The 23,110-nt window shown below is 45.9% G+C and carries 13 protein-coding genes; 3 read left to right on the top strand and 10 right to left on the bottom strand.

The window, feature by feature from the left end:
- The first annotated feature begins 38 nt into the window (after positions 1-38).
- The 3 genes from carA (at position 39) to P4S58_RS12490 (ending at position 5,429) form a co-directional block, all read left to right on the top strand.
- A complete protein-coding gene (carA, locus tag P4S58_RS12500; protein ID WP_102968282.1) occupies positions 39-1,178 on the top strand; it encodes a glutamine-hydrolyzing carbamoyl-phosphate synthase small subunit in 1,140 nt (379 codons plus the stop codon).
- A gap of 16 nt (positions 1,179-1,194) precedes the next feature.
- Positions 1,195-4,425: a carbamoyl-phosphate synthase large subunit gene (gene carB, locus P4S58_RS12495; RefSeq protein WP_102954424.1), complete on the top strand. Its 3,231-nt coding sequence runs from the start codon at positions 1,195-1,197 to the stop codon at positions 4,423-4,425.
- Positions 4,426-4,649: 224 nt separating this feature from the next.
- On the top strand, positions 4,650-5,429 hold the full coding sequence (locus P4S58_RS12490; RefSeq protein ID WP_102968281.1) for a TSUP family transporter: 780 nt from the start codon (positions 4,650-4,652) through the stop codon (positions 5,427-5,429).
- Here the strand turns inward: P4S58_RS12490 and P4S58_RS12485 are convergent.
- The 10 genes from P4S58_RS12485 to gltB (P4S58_RS12440) form a co-directional block, all read right to left on the bottom strand.
- Positions 5,380-6,225, bottom strand: coding sequence for a LysR family transcriptional regulator (locus tag P4S58_RS12485; protein WP_337164177.1), 846 nt, complete (start codon positions 6,223-6,225; stop codon positions 5,380-5,382). The two genes, P4S58_RS12490 and P4S58_RS12485, sit on opposite strands and share 50 nt — an antisense overlap.
- A gap of 130 nt (positions 6,226-6,355) precedes the next feature.
- On the bottom strand, positions 6,356-6,976 hold the full coding sequence (locus P4S58_RS12480) for a TRIC cation channel family protein (RefSeq protein ID WP_102963587.1): 621 nt from the start codon (positions 6,974-6,976) through the stop codon (positions 6,356-6,358).
- A gap of 66 nt (positions 6,977-7,042) precedes the next feature.
- A complete protein-coding gene (btuF, locus tag P4S58_RS12475; protein WP_337164175.1) occupies positions 7,043-7,867 on the bottom strand; it encodes a vitamin B12 ABC transporter substrate-binding protein BtuF in 825 nt (274 codons plus the stop codon).
- The gene (locus P4S58_RS12470) at positions 7,868-8,821 is read right to left on the bottom strand and encodes a cobalamin biosynthesis family protein (protein ID WP_337164173.1); all 954 of its coding nucleotides are present in this window, start codon (positions 8,819-8,821) and stop codon (positions 7,868-7,870) included. It lies immediately after the preceding gene.
- 13 nt (positions 8,822-8,834) lie between these two features.
- Positions 8,835-9,545 (bottom strand): 5'-methylthioadenosine/S-adenosylhomocysteine nucleosidase, encoded by a 711-nt coding sequence (mtnN, locus tag P4S58_RS12465; RefSeq protein ID WP_337164171.1) that lies wholly within the window; start codon positions 9,543-9,545, stop codon positions 8,835-8,837.
- Between the two features lie 125 nt (positions 9,546-9,670).
- Positions 9,671-10,036 (bottom strand): DUF1499 domain-containing protein, encoded by a 366-nt coding sequence (locus P4S58_RS12460; protein ID WP_042480395.1) that lies wholly within the window; start codon positions 10,034-10,036, stop codon positions 9,671-9,673.
- Between the two features lie 267 nt (positions 10,037-10,303).
- Positions 10,304-11,716, bottom strand: a complete 1,413-nt coding sequence (locus P4S58_RS12455; RefSeq protein WP_337164169.1) for an FAD-dependent oxidoreductase — start codon at positions 11,714-11,716, stop codon at positions 10,304-10,306.
- An 18-nt stretch (positions 11,717-11,734) separates the two neighbouring features.
- Positions 11,735-16,198, bottom strand: coding sequence for a glutamate synthase large subunit (gltB, locus tag P4S58_RS12450; RefSeq protein WP_042480390.1), 4,464 nt, complete (start codon positions 16,196-16,198; stop codon positions 11,735-11,737).
- Positions 16,199-16,743: 545 nt separating this feature from the next.
- A complete protein-coding gene (locus tag P4S58_RS12445) occupies positions 16,744-18,198 on the bottom strand; it encodes a glutamate synthase subunit beta (protein ID WP_337164166.1) in 1,455 nt (484 codons plus the stop codon).
- The gene (gene gltB / locus P4S58_RS12440) at positions 18,198-22,736 is read right to left on the bottom strand and encodes a glutamate synthase large subunit (RefSeq protein WP_102963582.1); all 4,539 of its coding nucleotides are present in this window, start codon (positions 22,734-22,736) and stop codon (positions 18,198-18,200) included. The genes P4S58_RS12445 and gltB (P4S58_RS12440) overlap by 1 nt, the downstream gene beginning before the upstream one ends.
- Positions 22,737-23,110: the final 374 nt, after the last annotated feature.

The raw sequence follows: 23,110 nt of genomic DNA, 5'->3' as shown, positions 1-23,110 counted from the left end.
TAATTTAAATTTTATGCATTTTTATTCTGGAGGTTGTCTTGAGTAAATCAGCACTGTTAGTCCTAGAAGATGGGACAGTGTTCCGCGGAGTGTCCATTGGGGCAGATGGTTCATCCGTTGGTGAAGTCGTTTTTAATACCTCGATGACGGGGTACCAAGAAATCCTCACTGATCCTTCCTATTCTCAACAAATCGTTACACTAACTTATCCTCACATTGGCAATACCGGCACTAATACCGAAGATGAAGAATCTTCTTCAATTCATGCACAAGGCCTTGTGATTCGCGATCTTCCTCTTATCGCTTCTAACTTCCGTAGTGAAAAATCTCTTTCTGATTACCTTAAATCACAAAATATCGTCGGTATTGCTGATATCGATACGCGTAAACTTACGCGCATTTTACGTGAGAAAGGCGCTCAGAACGGTTGCATTATGGCAGGCGATAACCTAGATGAAGCTCTTGCGTTGGTTAAAGCTAAAGAGTTCCCAGGCCTTAAAGGCATGGACTTAGCGAAAGTTGTAACGACTAAAGAAGCGTATGAATGGAAACAAGGTTCGTGGACACTGGAAGGTGGCCTACCTGAACCTAAAGATGACAGTGAGTTGCCATACCATGTAGTGGCTTACGATTTTGGTGCGAAACGCAATATCCTACGTATGTTAGTTGACCGTGGTTGTCGTCTAACTGTAGTACCTGCAGAAACTTCAGCTGAAGAAGTACTAGCAATGAACCCAGATGGCGTATTCCTATCGAATGGCCCTGGTGACCCAGAGCCATGTACTTACGCGATTGAAGCAACGAAAGTTTTCCTTGATAAAGCTCTGCCGGTATTTGGTATCTGTTTAGGTCACCAAATCCTAGCGTTGGCTTCAGGTGCTAAAACAGTAAAAATGAAGTTTGGCCACCATGGTGCAAACCACCCGGTTAAAGATCTTGATCGTGGTGTGGTAATGATTACTTCTCAAAACCACGGTTTTGCTGCGGACGAAGCAACGCTACCTGAGAACCTACGTGCAACGCACAAGTCTCTATTTGACGGTTCTCTACAAGGTATTCACCGTACGGACAAACCGGCATTCAGCTTCCAGGGTCACCCAGAAGCGAGCCCAGGTCCGCACGATGCTGCACCGCTATTTGACCACTTCATTGAATTGATTAAACAACACCGCGCTTAATTTGGAGTAGTAGATAATGCCAAAACGTACTGACATTCAGAGCATTCTTATTTTAGGTGCAGGTCCAATTGTTATCGGTCAGGCTTGTGAGTTTGACTACTCTGGCGCTCAAGCGTGTAAAGCACTGCGCGAAGAGGGCTACCGAGTTATTCTTGTAAACTCAAACCCTGCAACTATCATGACTGACCCAGAAATGGCTGATGCAACATACATCGAGCCAATCCACTGGGAAGTTGTACGTAAGATCATCGAGAAAGAGCGCCCAGATGCGATTCTTCCAACAATGGGTGGTCAAACGGCTCTTAACTGTGCGCTTGCTCTAGAAGCAAATGGCGTTCTTAAAGAGTTCGGCGTAGAGATGATTGGTGCGACTGCAGATGCAATCGACAAAGCTGAAGACCGTTCTCGCTTTGATAAAGCAATGAAGTCTATCGGTTTAGAATGTCCACGCGCTGATACTGCTAAAACAATGGAAGATGCTTACCGTGTCCTAGATATGGTTGGTTTCCCATGTATCATCCGTCCTTCATTCACTATGGGTGGTACTGGTGGTGGTATCGCTTATAACAAAGAAGAGTTCGAAGAAATCTGTCGCCGTGGCTTGGATCTTTCTCCAACTAACGAGCTGCTTATCGATGAATCTCTCATTGGTTGGAAAGAGTACGAGATGGAAGTTGTTCGTGATAAGAACGACAACTGTATCATCGTTTGTGCGATTGAAAACTTTGACCCAATGGGTATTCACACAGGTGACTCAATCACGGTAGCACCAGCTCAAACGCTAACGGATAAAGAGTACCAGCTAATGCGTAATGCATCGCTAGCAGTACTGCGTGAAATTGGTGTCGAGACTGGTGGTTCAAACGTTCAGTTTGGTATCAACCCGAAAGATGGCCGTATGGTTATCATCGAGATGAACCCACGTGTATCTCGTTCTTCTGCTCTTGCTTCTAAAGCAACAGGTTTCCCAATCGCGAAAATCGCAGCGAAACTGGCAGTTGGCTTCACTCTTGATGAGCTAATGAATGACATCACTGGTGGCGCAACGCCAGCATCATTCGAACCAACTATCGACTACGTTGTGACTAAGATTCCTCGCTTTAACTTCGAGAAATTTGCAGGTGCAAATAGCCGCCTAACTACCCAGATGAAGTCTGTTGGTGAGGTAATGGCAATCGGTCGTAACCAACAAGAATCGCTACAGAAAGCACTTCGTGGCCTAGAAGTTGGTGTGAACGGCTTGGATGAAATGGTTGATTTAGATGCACCAGATGCGTTGACTAAAATCCGCCACGAGCTAAAAGAAGCTGGTGCAGAGCGTATTTGGTACATCGCAGACGCATTCCGTGCTGGTATGTCAGTCGATGGCGTATTCAATCTAACCAATATTGACCGTTGGTTCCTCGTTCAAATCGAAGAACTGGTTAAGTTGGAAGAGCAAGTGAAAGCTGGCGGTTTTGCTGGTCTGACTCAAGATGTTCTGAAGAATATGAAGCGTAAAGGCTTCTCTGATGCACGTCTTTCAGCACTCCTTGGTGTTTCTGAAAGCGAAATTCGTCGTCTACGCGACCAGTACGATATCCACCCTGTTTACAAGCGTGTTGATACTTGTGCTGCGGAATTTTCTTCAGATACCGCTTACATGTACTCATCTTACGATGAAGAGTGTGAAGCGAACCCAACAGACAAAGACAAAATCATGGTTCTTGGCGGCGGTCCAAACCGTATCGGTCAAGGTATCGAATTTGACTACTGTTGTGTACACGCATCTCTAGCACTTCGTGAAGATGGCTACGAAACTATCATGGTTAACTGTAACCCTGAGACAGTTTCAACAGACTACGACACTTCTGATCGTCTGTACTTCGAACCAGTAACTTTGGAAGATGTGCTAGCAATCGTACGTGTTGAAAAGCCAAAAGGCGTTATCGTTCAGTACGGTGGTCAAACTCCACTGAAACTGGCTCGTGCTTTAGAAGCGGCTGGCGTGCCTATCATTGGTACTAGCCCAGATGCTATCGACCGTGCAGAAGACCGTGAACGCTTCCAAGCTGCTGTTGAGCGTCTAGGTTTACTACAACCAGAAAACGCTACAGTAACAACAATGGAACAGGCGATTGAGAAATCAAAAGAAATTGGTTTCCCTCTAGTTGTACGTCCTTCGTACGTTCTAGGTGGTCGTGCGATGGAAATCGTTTATGACGAGCAAGACCTGCGTCGTTACTTCAACGAAGCAGTAAGCGTGTCAAACGAGTCTCCAGTTCTGCTAGACCGTTTCCTAGATGACGCTACAGAAGTGGATATCGACGCTATCTGTGACGGTGAGCGTGTGGTTATCGGCGGTATCATGGAACACATCGAACAAGCAGGTGTTCACTCTGGTGACTCAGCATGTTCGCTTCCAGCATATACGCTAAGCCAAGAGATTCAGGACAAGATGCGTGAACAAGTAGAGAAACTTGCTTTCGAACTTGGTGTACGCGGTTTGATGAACACTCAGTTTGCTGTGAAAGATAACGAAGTTTACCTCATCGAAGTAAACCCACGTGCTGCACGTACAGTACCATTCGTATCTAAAGCAACGGGTGCACCATTAGCGAAAATCGCTGCACGTGTTATGGCTGGTCAAACTCTTGAGCAACAAGGCTTCACGAAAGAGATCATTCCACCATACTACTCAGTAAAAGAAGTGGTACTGCCGTTCAACAAGTTCCCTGGCGTTGACCCGCTATTAGGCCCAGAAATGCGTTCTACTGGTGAGGTTATGGGTGTAGGTGCAACATTTGCTGAAGCTTACGCGAAAGCGGAGCTAGGCTGTGGTTCAGTCTACCCAGAAGGTGGTCGAGCACTGCTTTCAGTACGTGAAGGTGATAAAGAGCGCGTTGTTGACCTTGCTTCTAAGCTAGTGAAACTGGGCTACCAACTAGATGCAACTCACGGTACTGCTGTGATTCTAGGTGAAGCAGGTATTAACCCTCGCTTGGTAAACAAAGTTCATGAAGGCCGCCCACACATTCTGGACCGTATCAAGAACAATGAATACACCTACATCGTGAACACGGCGTCAGGTCGTCAAGCAATTGAAGATTCTAAAGTTCTACGTCGTGGTGCTTTGGCTGAGAAAGTGAACTACACAACAACGCTGAATGCAGCGTTCGCAACCTGTATGTCTCACACTGCTGACGCGAAAGCATCAGTAACATCAGTACAAGAACTTCACGCTAAAGTGAAAGCTAGCTTAGCGTAATGAATAATAAATTGATAAACCTAAGGTTTATCTGACAACCTCATTGCCCGCTCATTTGAGCGGGCTTTTTTAGGCCTGTATTTTGGCAAAGCTAACGTTTGAAGATGAAAGACTATCTATATCATTGATGAATTATTGGAATAGGTTGTGTTCTGTTGTTTCACTATTTCAATCACTTACTCAGTGATACTTTAGCCACTCGGTCGTATTGGTTGTGGAATGTCATGGAAGTCTCGTTAGATATATTAGTCATTTTGTTTTTTGTTGCTGGCGCAGCAGGTTTTATTGATGCGATGGCTGGTGGCGGTGGCTTATTAACACTTCCAGCACTTTTGGCTGCAGGTGTTCCCCCAACCAATGCTTTGGCGACAAATAAGCTCCAAAGCTCTTTTGGTAGCTTCTCTGCCAGTATGTATTTCGTACGCAGTGGTATCGTTAATCTTAAAGATATGCGACTTGCCATTGTGTGTACTTTTATTGGTGCCGCAACTGGGGCTTTGCTGGTACAACAGTTTGATACGTCATTCTTGACGAGTTTAATTCCCATTCTATTGGTTGCGATTTCTCTCTACTTTCTATTCGCGCCGCAGACTAGGGCTGACTCCGGTAAAAAACCGCTTTCAGAAGCTGCATTTGCCTATAGTGTCGGAAGCTGTGTGGGCTTTTACGATGGATTTTTTGGCCCGGGTACAGGTTCCATTTTCACTGTGTGTTTTGTCGTTTTAGGTCATTTTACTTTGGTTGAAGCAACGGCTAGAACGAAAGTTCTTAACTTCACATCAAATATCGCAGCGCTGCTATTCTTCGTTATTGCTGGGTTACCTATCTGGAAGTTAGGTTTGGTCATGGCTGTCGGGCAGTTTATTGGTGCTCGTGTTGGTGCCAAAGTTGTCATATCTAAAGGACAAAAATGGATACGCCCACTTGTGATCCTGATGTCAATACTGATGGCGTCTAAGCTTTTGTGGGAACAGCACTCACAATGGTTTCTATCAATGTTTTAACCCGCTCTGTACGGTAGTTGGTTGCTCTTAGGCAGATGTGAATAGGGCGGATTAGCGGTGTGAGATCGGTAAAGTTAAAGCAATAACGCGCATCTATCTGCAGGGTATTGATCATAGAAAGTGGTACTAAAGCTGGAGCCACGCCTTCTAGTGCGAGCTGGGCTGACGCCATATAAGAATCCATTTCCATCACAGGTGTAATACCCAACTTATCTAGAAATGCAGCCTGATAAGTGTTAGCGGTATTGGTGAGATCATTAGTAATGATCTCACTTGGCAAATGGGTTAGGTGGTTCTTACTGACAATGCAGAATGGCTCATCATACAAATGAAAAGTCATAAGGCCATGATTACCGGGTAGATACCCAGCACAAAAACCTATGGTGGCTTTGCCTGATTGAACATGTTCTACGATACGTGGAGTGTGGTTGGTGGTAATGGTGAAGTGGGGATCTTTCTTACGGTATGCCGCCATTACTTTCGTTAAGTAGCCTGCCACAAGTGTTTCTGAACAATCAATGCGGATAAGCGTGTTGTCTTCAAGGGCTTGATTCTCATAGATCATGCCTCTTAGTTCATTGAAAGTTGGCTCAATATTATCGATGAGTTGCTGACCTTCAGCGGTCAGCTTTATATGTCGCCCAGCGGGAGCTATGAGCTTTTTCCCTAACTTGTTTTCTAAATTGGCAATTCTTTTACTGACGGCTGACTGGCTGATATACAGTTGGCTGCCAGTTCGGCTCATCGTTTTCTGCTTGCTAAGAACCAATAGCGTTTCAATGCCTTCCAACAGCATATTTTGTCCAATGAGAATTAGGAATCGATTGAGTTAGTTTATCCTCATATTATCGATGAGGACAGTGGTTCGTTTATCTTGGATGTAAACCTATGAGAGCTGACAAGAGCCACGTCGAGCGGCTCTATTTCTATTTAGTGAGAGCGAAGGTTGGCAGTGATAAGTGCCAGCGGATAGCACCAAGACGAATGATCAGCGTTGACGCAACGCCTGAAAGAAGTGCGACGGAATTGTCATAACCCATCGCTAATGCGGTTGTATGGAATACACCGCCCACAATACATGCCGTTGCGTAGACTTCACTACGCAGAACCATTGGGATTTCTCTTGCCAGTACATCGCGGATAATGCCACCGCCACAGCCAGTAATTACCCCCATAATGATGGCGATCACGGCTGAATCTTGGTACATCAGTGCCTTTTCAACACCGATACCAACGAAAAAAGCCAAGCCGACAGCATCGCAGACCGGCAGAACCCACCAAGGAATACGTTTTGGTCTGCGCACTAATAGCATGGTTAAAATACAAGTAACGATAATGACCCAGATATAAGTTGTATCTTTTATCCAGAACACCGGTGTCGCACCAAGAGCCATATCTCGGATAGTCCCGCCACCGATAGCTGTAACACTCGCCAATACAGTGACACCGAAAGGATCCATTTTTAAACGACCAGCTAGCAATACGCCTGAAATAGCGAAAATAGCCGTACCAAACATATCGATTAAATAAAGTAATGAGGTATCCAATGTTATGCGCTACCAAAAATAGGTTTATCGAAAGGTGGTGGATTGTAAGACTTTTTTATCGAGCTGTTAATTGTTTCTTACTTGCTCAAAGTAGTGACAAACTTCTTCAATCGCGTTGAGTGTGCGAGGCGTTGAGCGATTGATCCAGTCTGAATTGAGAGACCAAACATGCCCCTGTTTGACTGCTGGAATTTCATCTTTCCAACGTAGCCACATATTTCCGTTAGCAATGGCGTGTGCAGAGGTGAAAATAACATCTGGTTGAGCGACCAGCACTTGCTCGATCCCAACTTGAGGATATGGTGTCGAACTGTTCTCAAAGATGTTTTCTCCACCGCAAAAACGAAATACCTCACTTGGCCAACTGTCTTGTGCCAAAGTGATGATTGGTTTTTCACTGAGTTGATAAAAATAGCGAACAGGTGTGGCTCCTGAGAGTTCAGACGTCAGCGTATTCAAACGTTCGCGGAAATCTTTTGCTGCCTGTTTCCCTTGTTGTGGGTCATCTGCGTATTGACTGAGAGCTTCAATATTGGTGGCAATATCGTCAAGTGTATTAACTTGGGAATTGTAAAACTTGAAACCGAGCTGCTTAAGTTTGGCAATCTCTTTTGCTGGGTTACCTTTCGGCCAAGCGATAATCAGATCAGGTTTAAGCGCTATGATCCGCTCTAACTTAATACCCTGATAGTTCGCAACTCTCTCTATGCTTTTGGCTTTCTCTGGATAATCACTGTAATCCGTTGCGCCGACAAGTTTATTGCCCAAACCAGCGGCAAAGGCTAACTCTGTTGCATGTGGAGCTAGGCTGATAATGCGCTGAACCGATTGGTCTGCTTGAGTGGGTGATGCAAGTAGTAAAGCAGTGAAGGCGAGTGACCAAAAACGCATTTATATTCCTTTATGAATGACGAGAAGTAGAAGGCTTTCGATAAAAATCCATAGAAAGAGTCGCCAAGCGATCAAGCTATGTATTTGAGACAAGTGCAGTGCAGAAGGAACAATACGGCCACCTATCTTGGCTCGCACTACTTTTTGTTCCCCGTAGATTGCAGGGCCACCCAAAGCCAATTCGAGCTTCCCACCGATTGCGCAGAGTAGCCAAGCGGGGCCAGGTAGTGGCCAAGAACGGCTCTGAGTTTTGATGGTTTTCAGAGCTTTACCCGAGTTATTGCCTAACGTAATGAACAAGCTAAACAGTCTTAATGGTAAATAATCTAATATTGCGATAGTGCGAACAATTGGCAATCCAAAAGGATTGAACTGAGAACGAGAAGGCGACCAAGCGCGAGCAAGTTCAGCCATTAATCGATAGATAAATGCCCCTGTTGCACCCAATAAAGCATACCAAAAAAGCACGGCAGCAACGTTACGGCCATAACCTAGAATAATGGTCTCAGCACCTGCTTTGCCCAGTCCTACAGTAGATAGGGTGCTGGTTTCTCTATTCACAAAAGGTTCAAGCAGTTTACGAGCACCTACTTTGTCCTCTTTTGCCAAGGCCTTACCTAATTTGTTCGCGAGTTGGCCGTTGTTACGCCAATCTAAAGCCAAGATCAGTAGTGCTAATTCATAGAGTTGCGGCTGCCAGACAAGAGGTTTTAATGCGATACAGAACAGCAGTGCAGGGATGATCATTAGCAGCCAAGCTAGTGTGCCGGAAATGATACTTTGAGAGTAATTGTTGTTGGTGTTGACTTTGTCAGCGAGAACTTCGGCAAACTTGTGCCACAAAATTGCAGGGTGAGAAGCTCTCGGAATAGGCAGAATGTAATGCAGCAAAAGTGCGCCCCACATAATGAGGAGCGCACCTTCAGCATAAACGGTCGAAATGATTTCGTTCATGGATATGAGTTGGTTACTTTAGCAACTCAACCATTTTTAGCACCATTTCTGATGAGCTTTGCGCTGCTAGCGGTAGGAACTCATCAAATGACATTGGCGATTCTTTGTCAGCTACGTCAGAAATTGCGCGAACCACAACAAATGGTACTTGGAATTGGTGACACGTCTGAGCAATTGCAGACGCTTCCATTTCAACAGCAATAACAGAAGGGAAGTGTTTACGAATAAAGTCTTGTCGTTCAGCAGTACAAACGAAAGCGTCGCCAGTACAAATCAAACCGCGTACAGCATGTTTTTGAGTGTTGGTTTCGTTAGAGATAGATTCAAGCGCTTTCTCTGCCACAGCCATCAGTTTTTCGTCTGCCGCAAATGCTGCAGGCTGACCTGCCATCTGTCCCATTTCATAACCAAATGCGGTTACGTCTGCGTCGTGATGGCGTACTTCTGTTGAAATAACCACATCACCCATAGTTAGGCTTGAGTCAAAACCACCCGCAGAACCCGTGTTGATAACCACGTCTGGTTGGTATTCGTCTAGAAGAATTGTTGTACCAATCGCTGCTGCTACTTTGCCGATACCAGATTGAAGTAAAACGACATCAACGCCGTGAATGCTACCTGAGTAATAAGTACAGCCGCCTTTGCTGACTTCCTGACATTGCTCAAGAGCGTCTTTTAGAATTGCGACTTCTTGTTGCATCGCGCCGATGATGCCAATTTTCATGGGGTATCTCTTTTAAAAGTTATTAAGTGTAAAAATTGCCTGAAGTTTATCATGAGATTAGGCAATTTATCGAGATTCGACTGCTTATCTTATTGAACTCTGATTTCAACTCACTCAGCTAAGATCTATGGCTCAAATATCAGCCCTGCTAGGGTAAGGTTTTCTCTTAGTTCGGCAGCTCTACGACGGTTTACCCCGAAATCACTGTAACCAACGCGGGATTCAGAACGCACCAACAGATGACCATCTTCAATCTTCAGCTCAAGGTCATCAACAAAACGCATAATACTTGAAGTGCATTCGATTCGAAGATAGTTATCAGTTTTCTCAGCGGTTTGAGCGCCAGAAAGCGTTAAAGCTACGCGTTCAACCTGTTCCAGTGTTACACCAGAGCGTAATAAAAATGGAGCCAGCTTATATTTTTCTCTTGTTTCAGCGGTTGAAACGCAATTGGGTTTATTGCCACAAGGAGAATGTGTGCGATCGACCATCGGAGGAACTCCTTTGCTACAAGCACTCAATAGTACTGTTGAAAGAATAACAATTAGAACCTTATACATCTGCAAACCCTATTCGTCGTATCCCCAATAGCTGGATCGTACTCTCCTAGCTCTTCGGGGGAAAGTCATTCTACATATTAGACTCATTCACGCTGTTTAGTTTTAGAGGATTATGAATGGCCACAGAAAATAATTTGCGATTATATAAATAAAAAAGGATCCATGTTGAGAGGGATCCTTTTTTCAAAACCAAATTACTTAAATATTCAAGTAATCGAGAATGCCATCAGCGGCTTTACGGCCTTCATCGATTGCGGTTACCACAAGGTCTGAGCCTCGAACGGCATCTCCGCCCGCAAAGATTTTTTCGTTCGTTGTCTGGAACTTAAATGACTGCTCTGAAGGGGCTTTGATTCGACCCCATTGATCCAGTTCTACGCCGTGCGGTTCTAACCAGCTCATTTGATGTGGTTGGAAACCAAATGCCATGATGACAGCATCAGCTTCAAGCACATGTTCACTTCCTGCTACCGGCTCAGGTCGGCGACGACCGGCTTCGTCAGGCTCACCTAAAGCAGTCTGAACCACTTTTACGCCGGTTACTTTACCAGACGCATCAACTTCAATTCCTAGAGGTTGAAGGTTGAACATGAATTCCACACCTTCTTCTTTCGCGTTTTTCACTTCGCGGCGAGAGCCAGGCATGTTTTCTTCATCACGACGGTAAGCACAGATAACGCGTGAAGCATTTTGACGAATTGAAGTTCGTACACAGTCCATCGCTGTATCACCACCGCCAAGAACGACCACTTTTTTACCAGCCATGTCGATGAATGGTTGATCGCTTGGCAAGTCCATCACTTTGTAAGTGTTTGAGATTAGGAAAGGCAGTGCGTCAAATACACCTTGTGCATCTTCGTTTTCTAAGCCTGCACGCATGTATTTGTAAGTACCTACACCAAGGAACACAGCATCGTATTCGTTGATCAGATCATGCAACTGAACATCTTTGCCTACTTCCACGTTCATGCGGAACTCAACGCCCATTTCAGTGAACACGCGGCGGCGGTTTTCCATTACCCCTTTTTCCAGTTTGAAAGAAGGGATACCGAAAGTCAGCAAGCCACCAATTTCAGGGTAACGGTCAAACACCACAGGTTTCACACCGTTACGCACTAAAATATCTGCGGCGGCAAGACCTGCTGGACCCGCACCGATGATGGCTACTTTTTTGTCTGTCCACTCAACGTGCGACATATCCGGTTTCCAGCCCATTTCAAACGCGGTATCGGTGATGTATTTTTCAATATTACCGATTGTCACCGCGCCGAAATCGTCGTTCAGAGTGCATGACCCTTCACATAAGCGGTCTTGTGGACACACACGGCCACACACTTCAGGCAAGCTGTTGGTTTGGTGCGCAAGATCAGCGGCTTCCAAAATACGACCTTCATTGGCAAGTTTCAGCCATTGTGGAATGTAGTTGTGAACCGGACATTTCCACTCACAGTACGGGTTACCACAATCCAAGCAGCGGTCAGCTTGCGCTGTCGCCTGCTGCTTAGTGAAAGGTTCGTAAATTTCTACGAATTCAATTTTACGGATGTTGAGCGGCTTTTTTGCCGGGTCAACACGGTTAACATCAATAAATTGGTATACGTTCTGGCTCATAAATCTGGCTCCTTCCAATTATTGTGCTTGAACACGTAGTTCTGCAGCGCTACGGCTTTGGTGACCCAATAGGGTTTGTAGATCCGCTGCCTGTGGTTTGATTAAGTAGAACTTCGGAATCCATTCATCAAAGTTCGCTAAAATATTTTCTGCGTGAGCAGAACCTGTCTCTTCTAAGTGCTCTGCGATAAGTCCACGCAGATGCTCCTGATGGATATAGAGATCTTTCAGTGATAATGCTTCAACAGATTCTTCGTTGACACGACCTTGGAAATCGCCGTTCTCATCAAGAACGTAGGCAAAACCGCCAGTCATACCTGCGCCAAAGTTTACGCCTGTTGCGCCAAGAATCGCGACGATACCGCCTGTCATATATTCACAAGCGTTGTCACCAGCGCCTTCAATTACGCTGATAGTGCCTGAGTTACGTACTGCGAAACGTTCACCGGCTTTACCCGCAGCAAACAGTTTTCCGCCTGTCGCGCCGTATAAACAGGTGTTACCGATAATAGTGGCTTCGTTACAGCTAAATGCAGTACCTAAATGCGGTTTGATAACAATCTTACCTCCAGCCATGCCTTTACCCACGTAGTCGTTCGCATCACCAGTGAGATACAGTTCTACACCGCCAGCGTTCCACACACCGAAAGATTGACCCGCAGTACCGTCTAGTACCACCTTAATCGGTGAGCCAGCAAGACCTGCGTTACCGTAACGTTTAGCGATTTCACCCGACAGACGAGCACCCACAGAGCGGTCTGTGTTGATCACATCGTAGTAAAGCTCGATGGATTGTTGCTTCTCTACTGCTTCAATCGCATCTTCAACGATTTTCTGGTTGAGAACGCCTTTATCAAACGGTGTGTTTGGTTCTGTGCAGCTTAGTGGTAGCCCTTGAGGAGATACCGGAGCTTCCAGAATGCCGGATAGATCCAACTTACTCTGTTTCGCTGTTAAACCCTGAACTGCTTCTAGCAGGTCAGTACGACCAATCAGATCTGTTAGTTTCTCAACGCCGAGTTCAGCCAAGTATCCACGTACTTCTTCAGCAATGCCTGTGAAGTAGTTGATCACCATTTCAGGCAGACCTTTGAAGTAGTCTCTACGTAGCGTTTCGTCTTGCGTTGCTACCCCTGTTGCACAGTTGTTGAGGTGACAGATACGCAGGAACTTACAACCCATAGCAACCATAGGACCGGTACCAAAACCAAAGCTTTCAGCACCTAAGATTGCTCCTTTGATCACGTCCAGACCAGTCTTCAAACCGCCATCGACTTGTAGGCGGATCTTATGACGAAGACCGTTGGCAACCAGCGCTTGCTGCGTTTCAGCAAGACCAAGTTCCCATGGGCTACCCGCGTATTTGACTGATGTTAGCGGACTCGCTGCAGTACCACCGTCATATCCTGAGATAGTAATTAAGTCAGCGTAAGCTTTCGCTACACCTGTCGCGATAGTTCCAACGCCCGGTTCAGAAACCAGTTTTACCGATACCAAGGCTTTCGGGTTTACTTGCTTCAAGTCGAAGATAAGCTGTGCCAAGTCTTCAATAGAGTAAATATCGTGGTGCGGCGGTGGTGAAATCAGGGTTACACCTTGTACCGAGTGACGAAGTTTGGCTATTTCAGCGGTTACTTTATGACCCGGTAGCTGACCACCTTCACCCGGTTTCGCACCTTGAGCGACTTTGATCTGCAATACGTCCGCATTGGTTAAGTAGTGCGGTGTTACGCCAAAACGACCTGAAGCGACCTGTTTGATACGTGAGTTACGTTCGGTACCAAAACGACGAGGATCTTCACCACCTTCACCAGAGTTCGAGAAGCCACCTAAGCGGTTCATCGCCGTTGCTAGTGCTTCATGCGCTTCTGGGCTCAGAGCACCGATAGACATCGCCGCTGAGTCAAAGCGTTTGAACAGCTCAGTTGCTGGTTCAATCTTCTCAAGTGGTAGTGGTTTATCTGATTTTTTCAGCTTCAACAGGTCACGCAGCATAGCCGCTGGTCTTTCGTTCACCTGTTTAGCAAAACTTTGATAGTCAGTGCTTTCGCCGGACTTCACGGCTTTTTGCAGAGTACCGACCACATCTGGGTTGTAAGCATGGTATTCACCACCATGAACGTACTTGAGTAAGCCACCGTGCTCTATTGATTTGCGAGTAGCCCAAGCTTTGCGTGATAAGTTGAACAGGTCTTGTTGGAAGTCTTCAAAACTTGCACCCTGAATACGTGTTTTTACACCTTTAAAGCAAAGATCGACGACATCACTGTGTAGACCTACGGCTTCGAACAACTGTGAACAGCGGTACGATGCAACAGTAGAAATCCCCATTTTCGACATGATCTTATACAGACCTTTGTTGATGCCGTATTGGTAGTTCTGCATTACATCGCGGTAGCTTTTATCAATCGCGCCTTCATCGACCATCTTGCCCAGAACTTCATAAGCAAGATACGGATAAACGGCTGTTGCACCAAAGCCGATTAATACAGCAAATTGGTGTGGGTCGCGTGCCGTTGCGGTTTCAACGATGATGTTGGCATCGCAACGTAGGTTCTCTTCAACCAGACGAGCATGGATAGCCCCCACAGCCATAGCCGCAGGAATAGGCAGCTTATCTTTAGTGAGTGCTCGGTCAGAAATAACAAGCAGAACAGTGCCATCTCGAACCACTTCTACCGCTTTGTCACACAAGTCGATCACCGCTTGTTGCAATGTTGATTGCTGCGGATCGAAGTTAATGTCCAGAATGGTATTGCGGTAGTGCTGATCACTCAGTGTCAGTAGCTGCTGCATGTCAGAGTAGAGCAGCACCGGAGAGTCGAAAGTCACACGGTAAGCGTGACCATCGGTCTCGTTAAACACGTTCATCTCTTGACCAATACTGGTCGCCAGCGACATGACGTGTTTTTCACGTAATGGGTCGATAGGTGGGTTAGTCACCTGTGCAAATTTTTGACGGAAGTAGTCAGTGATTAAGCGCTCTTTAGAAGAGAGTACCGCCATAGGGGTATCATCACCCATTGAACCTACGGCTTCTTGGCCCATATCACCTAAGACACGAAGGATTTGATCCACTTCTTCGTTGGTCATGGCAAACTGCTTCTGATAAGTTTTTAGCAGCGTCTCATCGAAGTTTCGCTCGCCAACTTGATCATCGGGTAGTTCAGCAAAAGATTTCAGTTTGTAGACGTTGTTTTTCATCCACTCACTGTAAGGGTGACGGCTCTTAAGATCGTTATCGATTTCGCTTGATTGCCATAATTTGCCTTTGCGCGTGTCAATAACCAGTAGCTCACCCGGTCCAACACGACCTTTCTCTGCGACTTCATCAGGTGCGTAGTTCCAGATACCCACTTCAGACGCAAGAGTGATCAGTTTGTCTTTGGTGATCACATAGCGAGCTGGGCGCAGACCGTTACGGTCTAAGTTACATGCGGCGTAGCGACCATCGGACAGTACGATACCTGCCGGACCATCCCACGGTTCCATATGTTTCGAGTTGAAGTCGTAGAATGCGCGCAGATCTTCATCCATATCTGGGTGATTTTGCCATGCTGGCGGAACTAGCATACGCATAGCACGGAACAGGTCCATACCGCCTGCAAGGAAAAGGTCCAGCATGTTATCTAGGCTTGATGAGTCAGAGCCTGTTTCGTTAACGAATGGTGCTGCTGTGCTGAGATCGGGTAGTAGTGGCGAGGCAAATTTGTATGCGCGCGCACGAGCCCATTGGCGGTTACCGTCAATCGTATTGATCTCACCATTGTGTGCAAGATAACGGAAAGGTTGAGCCAGAGGCCAACGAGGCTGAGTATTGGTAGAAAAACGCTGGTGGAACAGACAGATAGCCGATTCCATACGTAAATCAGCAAGATCCAGATAGAAACGTGGTAGATCTGCTGGCATACACAAGCCTTTGTAAACAATAACTTGTGTAGAAAGAGAACAGATGTAGAAATCTGAATCGTCAGTAATTTGTTTTTCGATACGGCGACGAGCAATGTACAGACGACGCTCAATATCACGTTCACGCCAACCCGCAGGTGCCGTGATAAAGATCTGTTGGATATCTGGAACAGAATCGTTAGCGATTGGTCCCAGTACTTTTGGATTGGTCGGAACAACGCGCCAACCTGATACCGTTAGTGTTTCTTTCGATAGCTCTTTATTGATGACGTCACGAGCCGTTTGGGCTTTGACCGGATCTTGGCTGAGAAACACCATACCAATCGCGTATTGCTTACCAAGGTTCCAACCTTGTTCTTCAGCAATTAAACGCAGATAAGAGTCAGGCTTTTGCAGTAGAAGACCACAACCATCACCGGTTTTTCCGTCGGCTGCGATGCCGCCACGGTGTGTCATGCGATCGAGTGCAGAAATCGCTGTGCGAACCAATTTATGACTAGCTTGACCTTCCATGTGCGCAATCAAGCCGAATCCACAGTTGTCTTTCTCAAGACTAGGATCGTATAGAGCCATTGCAATTCTCCCTTTGCTTCTGTCTACAAGACAGTAAATGACTAACTATTCTTATATACCCTTCCGGCTTTTAGTGACAGCTTTGCTGACTAGGTATTTGGCTCCTTTTCATGAGAACTGATGATTTTCATGGGCATAGGAGGTCATTCACTTGTCGCTTTTTGCCACTGCAAGTTGTTTGGATATTGTTGTTGTTATTATTTGGATATTTATTACTAAGAATTGACTAAAAATTTAACAATTTTGAGCAGTTTGTTTTCAGTGAGTTCACAACCTATAGCTAATTGTGAAAAAGGTCAAGTTGTTGGGCTAAAATCATCTTTGAGTGCGATTTACCACTGATTACTCTGAAATAGTCTATAAAATTCAATATGATAAATTATTTGTTATCACAAAAATTTAACATATAAATCTCAAGATATGAGAAAAGAATAAAAAAGGCTAGCAGTGTATGCTAGCCAAATGGAAGGTCTATAAGAAATTTTAAATCTGAATAGAAAAGGTTTCTAGAGCATCAAACTGTAAAAACCTTTTACTATGAATCATTATGCTGAAAGCATTAATGAATCCGCTTTTGCTTCTAGATTGGTATTGCCCATTAGGTATTCGTCGATTGAACGAGCACACTCGCGGCCTTCGTTGATACAACGTACAACCAGAGATTGGCCTGTACGCATATCGCCAGCAGCGAATACACCTTCTTGGTTAGTAGCGAAATCTTTGGTTGCTACATTACCACGCTCATCTAAGGCAATATCAAGTTGAGCCAAAACGCCATGTGGTTCTGGGTGTAAGAAGCCCATTGCCAAGAATGCCATATCACAAGGAATGACACGTTCACTTCCTGCAACTTCAGTAAAGTTACGAGAATCATTCCACACGATGTCTGCTACACGTAAACCTGTTACTTCGCCTTTATCGTTGCCGATAAATTCTTTGGTCAGGATATTCCAATGACGCTCACAGCCTTCTTCATGAGAAGTCGAAGTGCGAAGAATCATTGGGTATTGCGGCCAAGGCATGTTGGCAGGTCGTTTGTCTGCCGGCATAGGCATGATCTCAACCTGAGTGATACTCGCTGCACCGTGACGGTTAGAAGTACCGACACAGTCAGAGCCAGTATCACCACCACCGATAACCACTACGTGCTTACCTTTTGCATGGATCTCTTCAGTTTTAAGATCCATACCGTTTGCACGGCGGTTGTTCTGAGCTAGGAATTGCATCGCGAAGTACACGCCATTCAATTCACGACCCGGAATCGGCAGATTACGAGGAACCGTTGAACCACCTGTAAGCAGTACCGCATCGTATTCTTGGCGTAGCTGTTGAGCGTTAATATCCACACCCACATGCGCGTTCACTTCAAACTGAACACCTGCTTCGGCCATCAAATTGATCTTGCGATCAATCACTTCCATGCTGAGTTTGAAATCAGGAATACCGAAACGTAGCAAGCCACCGACTTTTTCATCACGTTCGTAAACCGTCACTGTGTGACCTGCACTGTTCAATTGCTCTGCCGCAGCTAAGCCAGCAGGGCCTGAACCGATAATCGCGATCTTTTTACCCGTGCGTAAGCGTGGTGTTTTCGGCTTTGCATAACCTTCACGATACGCAGTTTCAACGATGGTTTTCTCAATATTACAGATCGTGATTGGATCTTGGTTGATGCCCAGTACACATGCACTTTCACATGGAGCAGGGCAAACACGACCTGTAAATTCAGGGAAGTTGTTGGTAGAACTTAAAATGTTCCACGCTTCTTCCCAACTATCGCGATAAACCGCATCGTTGAACTCAGGAATGATGTTACCGATAGGGCAGCCGTTATGACAAAACGGCACACCACAATCCATACAACGAGAAGCTTGGGTATTAATTTTACTGCCAAACTCTTCGTTTAGAACGAACTCTTTGTTGTTCTTGATACGCTCAGCCGGTGCAATCTTTTTCGGAAGCTCACGACCATGCTCTAAAAATCCAGTAGGCTTACCCATTACACTGCCTCCGCTTCTGTCTGTTGTGCCAGTGCCTTACGCTTCTGAAGTACCGCTTTGTAATCACGCGGCATAACCTTAACCATTGAGGTTAGGCTTGCTTCAAAGTTGTCAAGGAACGACTTAGCGACTTCACTTCCTGTGAATTGAACATGCTTAGTCAACATATCCAGTAGTAGCTCTCTGTCTTCTTGCTCGATAGGATCAAGGTCGACCAACTCAGAGTTCAGTTTGGATTCGAAGTCACCAGACTTGTCCCAAACGTAAGCGATACCGCCACTCATACCGGCAGCGAAGTTACGACCTGTAGAGCCAAGAACAACCGCAATACCGCCAGTCATGTACTCACAACCGTGATCACCGATGCCTTCTACAACCACTTTCGCACCTGAGTTACGAACACAGAAACGTTCACCAGCCATACCGCGAATGTAAGATTCACCAGAGGTTGCGCCGTAGAAACATACGTTACCGACAACAATGTTGTCTTCTGGAACTATGGTCGATTTCGAATCTGGGTAAAGAATCAGCGTACCGCCTGACAGACCTTTGCCCCAATAGTCGTTCGCATCGCCTTCTACTTCGAATGTCACGCCTTTCGCAAGGAAAGCACCAAATGACTGACCCGCAGAGCCTGTGAATTTCACATTCATAGGTTTAGGTAGACCTTGGTCTTTGTAGACTTTCGAAATTTCGTTCGACAGCATAGTACCTACAGAGCGGTCAGTGTTGATGATTGGCAACTCTGCATGAATTGCTTCACCGCGCTCAAGCGCAGGAGCAGCAATCTTGATCAAAGTGCGGTCTAACACGTTGTCTAAGTTGTGGTTTTGCTGTGTCTGGTTGTAGATACCATCTTCTGCACGTGCTTGTTCAATGTGAAGAACAGGCGACAGATCGAGGTTCTTATATTTCCAGTGTGCAACGTCTTGGCGAGGTTTCAATTTCTGACCTTGACCAACCATTGCATCGATAGTGCGGAAGCCTAGCTCCGCCATGATTTCACGTAAACCTTGCGCCATGTATTGGAAGAAGGTGATAACGTCTTCTACGCGACCATCAAAGCGTTCACGCAGAGTTTTGTTCTGTGTTGCGATACCAACAGGACAGGTGTTCTTATGACACTTACGCATCATGATACAGCCTTCAACAACCAAAGCTGCGGTTGCTACGCCCCATTCTTCAGCACCTAGTAACGTTGCGATTGCAAGGTCACGAGGTGTTTTCATCTGACCATCAGCCTGAACAACGATACGGTTACGTAGACCGTTCTTCAGTAGCGTTTGGTGAGTTTCCGCCAAGCCAAGTTCCCAAGGAAGACCTGTGTGGCGAATTGAAGACATTGGTGAAGCACCTGTACCACCATCGAAACCAGCGATAAGAACCACATCAGCTTTTGCTTTCGCAACGCCCGATGCGATAGTACCAACACCCGCTTCTGAAACTAGCTTCACGTTTACACGGCCCGCGCGGTTCGCGTTTTTCAGGTCGAAGATAAGCTGAGCTAAGTCTTCGATTGAGTAGATATCGTGGTGTGGCGGTGGAGAAATCAAACCAACCCCTGGAGTAGAGTGACGAGTTGCACCGATCCAGTCATCGACTTTATCGCCCGGTAGCTGACCACCTTCACCCGGCTTCGCACCTTGAGCCATCTTGATTTGAAGCTCTTCTGCGTTCGTCAGATAGTAAGACGTTACACCGAAGCGACCTGATGCGACCTGCTTGATTGCTGAGCGTTCCCAATCGCCGTTTTCTTTACGTTCAAAACGAGTTGGATCTTCACCGCCTTCACCAGAGTTGGATTTCGCACCTAAGCGGTTCATCGCAATCGCAAGTGTTGAGTGCGCTTCATGAGAGATAGAACCGAATGACATTGCACCCGTTGCAAAGCGTTTAACGATGCTTTCAATAGGTTCCACTTGTTCAATCGGGATCGAACCTGCTGGATTCTTAATGAATTCTAGCTGGCTACGTAGTGTTACTGCGTCATCGCCCTGCTTATCAACCGCCGCAGCGTATTGCTTGAACTGCGCGTAATCTTTATTACGCGTTGATTGTTGCAACAGGCTGATGGTTTCTGGGTTGAACAGGTGTTTTTCACCACGCTGTTTCCACTGGTAAACACCACCCACATCAAGCATACGAATTGGCACTTCGCGAGTTGGGTAACCCACGCGGTGACGAACGATCACTTCTTTGGCGATGTCATCCAGAGTCAAACCTTGGATACGTGAAACGGTACCGGTGAAGTACTTATCAACCACAGACTTGTGGATACCCAGAGCTTCAAAGATCTGTGCACCGTGGTATGACTGAAGTGTTGAGATCCCCATCTTAGAGAAAATCTTCAATAAGCCGCCGTTTACTGCTTTACGGTAGTTGTCGAACAGCTTTTCAACTGGCGTTTCTGGGTTCAGTTTCTTGCGGCGTTGTAGATCAACCAGTGTTTCCGATACTAGGTATGGGTTAACTGCGTTTGCACCATAGCCAAGTAGCGTTGCGAAGTGGTGAGTTTCACGTGCATCACCCGTTTCGACCACGATGCCACAACGTGCACGAAGACCTTTACGAATTAGGTGGTGGTGAACTGCGCCCACAGCGAGCATTGCTGGAATCGCTGCATGGTTTGAGTTAACCGCACGGTCAGTCAACAGGATGATGGAGTAACCATCGATCACTGCGTCTTCTGCATATTGGCAGATACGTTTTAGTGCACGCTCAAGTTTGCCGGCATCTTCACTAGCTTGGAATACGATATCCAGTGTTTTTGCTTGTAAGTGCTCGTTATCAATCGCACGTAGTTTCTCTAACTCAGCGTTAGAAATAACTGGCGATTCAAGTTCCACTTTACGGCAGTGCTGAGGTGATTCAGCAAGCAGGTTTTGATCTTTACCAATATAGGTATTGAGTGACATAACCATACGCTCACGGATCGGGTCGATCGGCGGGTTGGTTACCTGCGCAAATAACTGCTTAAAGTAGTTAGATAAATGCTGTGACTGGTGAGAAAGAATCGCTAACGGCCAGTCTGCACCCATTGCAGAAAGAGGCTCTTTACCATCATTTGCCATAGGCACGATGATGTCGTTCACTTCTTCAGTGCTGACACCGAACGCTTGTTGGCGATGCAGTAAACGCTCTGGGTTTGGTTGGCTGTGTGCGTTGTCTGCTTCTGGAAGCTTCTTCAGACTTAGTAGGTTGTCTTCAACCCATTTCTCGTATGGTTGAGCTGTCGCGATGCTGTCTTTTACTTCTTCATCAGAAATAATGCGACCTTGCTCTAGGTCAGCAACAAAGATACGACCCGGTTGCAAACGACCACGGAATTCCACGTTTTCTGGTGCGATTTCTACCACACCTGATTCAGACGCCATCACAAGGAAGTCATCTTTAGTCACTGTGTAGCGAGAAGGGCGCAGACCATTACGGTCAAGAGTTGCACCTACCTGAACGCCGTCGGTGAAACAGACAGACGCTGGGCCATCCCACGGTTCCATGATGTTTGCATGGTAACGGTAGAACGCACGGCGAGTTGGATCCATGGTTTTGTTCTCTTGCCATGCTTCAGGGATCATCATCATTAGAGCATGTGGCAAGCTACGGCCTGAAAGAACAAGCAGTTCTAACGCCATATCAAAGTTTGCTGAGTCTGACATGCCTTCTTGACAGATAGGCAGCAGCATATCGATTTCAACTTGAGTAAATAGATCTGACTGAAGAATCGCTTCACGCGCTTTCATCCAGTTTAAGTTGCCTCGAACTGTGTTGATTTCACCGTTGTGGGCAATATAGCGGAAAGGCTGAGCCAGACGCCATCTTGGGAATGTGTTGGTCGAAAAGCGTGAGTGTACCAGTGCCAAAGCAGTAACCATGGATGGATTTTGTAAATCCAAGAAGTATTGAGGTACTTGCTCTGTGGTCAACTGACCTTTATAAACCAATGTCTTATAAGACATTGAGTTAATGTAGAATTCGTCTTTGATGTTAGAAACACTTTCCAGACAAACACGGATTGTGTAGTTACGTAGAACATAAAGCTTGCGCTCAAGTTCTTCAGGAGTAACGCCAGGTGCTGCTGAAATAAATACGTGTTCAAACTGTGGTTCGGTGCTTAACGGATCAGCACCCAACATTGAATTGTCTGTTGGCAGAACGCGGTAGCCAATCACGTCTAGATCTAGACGGCGAGCGTTGCGTTCAAGAATGTCACGACATTGTGCACGTTTGTACTCGTCTTTCGGGAACAGCATGACACCAACGCCATACTTTTCGAAAGATGGCAATTTAATACCAAGCTTTACCGCTTCTTCGAGTAAAAATTCGTGTGGTTTTTGCAATAAAATACCGGCACCGTCACCACTACATGGATCACAACCTTGGCCGCCGCGGTGTTCCATACGTGCGAGCATGTCCAGAGCTTGTGTCACAACGTGATGCGACTTGCGGTTCTTTAGGTGAGCAACAAAACCGATACCGCATGCATCATGCTCCAGCTCAGGAGTATAGAGACCTTGCGAATTTTGCTGTCTATCTACCATAGATACTTCCTTCCAGTTCAAGCAGACGCAATTTCCCTAGGGCATGCCATAGCATTGCGTCCAGTCCTTTTATATTTAATGAATCTAAACCAACCAGTGCTAGTTGGTTCGCATCCTTTCGGTCTCTCACGGAAAAATTTTGTGAGAAAAACAATCCATAGTGATATCCATTTTTCTTGATCACTTTTGTAGTGATTTATATAGGTGGGCTTGGATAATCACAGATGTTTCACAGGGTTTTGTGTAATAAAATAAACAAAATCAGCGCAAAACTGTAAATATCCTACATTTTTGTTGCACGAAATTCCAACGAAAACTCTACTTTCTAGGTCATTTTTTTGTTGCAAAATGCATAATGATTTTAACAAATGAAT

Origin of the sequence: Vibrio sp. Hal054 (assembly GCF_037162405.1) — a bacterium.
In the GTDB taxonomy this organism is placed as follows: domain Bacteria; phylum Pseudomonadota; class Gammaproteobacteria; order Enterobacterales; family Vibrionaceae; genus Vibrio; species Vibrio diazotrophicus.
The sequence above is the reverse complement of the archived record's forward strand: the minus strand, read 5'-3'. Positions and strand labels throughout refer to the sequence as shown.

Bases quoted from the DNA above. Each gene is read 5' to 3' on its own strand.
- carB (WP_102954424.1), top strand. From the start codon at position 1,195: ATGCCAAAACGTACTGACATTCAGAGCATTCTTATTTTAGGTGCAGGT.
- P4S58_RS12490 (WP_102968281.1), top strand. From the start codon at position 4,650: ATGGAAGTCTCGTTAGATATATTAGTCATTTTGTTTTTTGTTGCTGGC.
- P4S58_RS12485 (WP_337164177.1), bottom strand. From the start codon at position 6,225: ATGCTGTTGGAAGGCATTGAAACGCTATTGGTTCTTAGCAAGCAGAAA.
- btuF (WP_337164175.1), bottom strand. From the start codon at position 7,867: ATGCGTTTTTGGTCACTCGCCTTCACTGCTTTACTACTTGCATCACCC.
- P4S58_RS12470 (WP_337164173.1), bottom strand. From the start codon at position 8,821: ATGAACGAAATCATTTCGACCGTTTATGCTGAAGGTGCGCTCCTCATT.
- mtnN (WP_337164171.1), bottom strand. From the start codon at position 9,545: ATGAAAATTGGCATCATCGGCGCGATGCAACAAGAAGTCGCAATTCTA.
- P4S58_RS12460 (WP_042480395.1), bottom strand. From the start codon at position 10,036: ATGGTCGATCGCACACATTCTCCTTGTGGCAATAAACCCAATTGCGTT.
- P4S58_RS12455 (WP_337164169.1), bottom strand. From the start codon at position 11,716: ATGAGCCAGAACGTATACCAATTTATTGATGTTAACCGTGTTGACCCG.
- gltB (WP_042480390.1), bottom strand. From the start codon at position 16,198: ATGGCTCTATACGATCCTAGTCTTGAGAAAGACAACTGTGGATTCGGC.
- P4S58_RS12445 (WP_337164166.1), bottom strand. From the start codon at position 18,198: ATGGGTAAGCCTACTGGATTTTTAGAGCATGGTCGTGAGCTTCCGAAA.
- gltB (WP_102963582.1), bottom strand. From the start codon at position 22,736: ATGGTAGATAGACAGCAAAATTCGCAAGGTCTCTATACTCCTGAGCTG.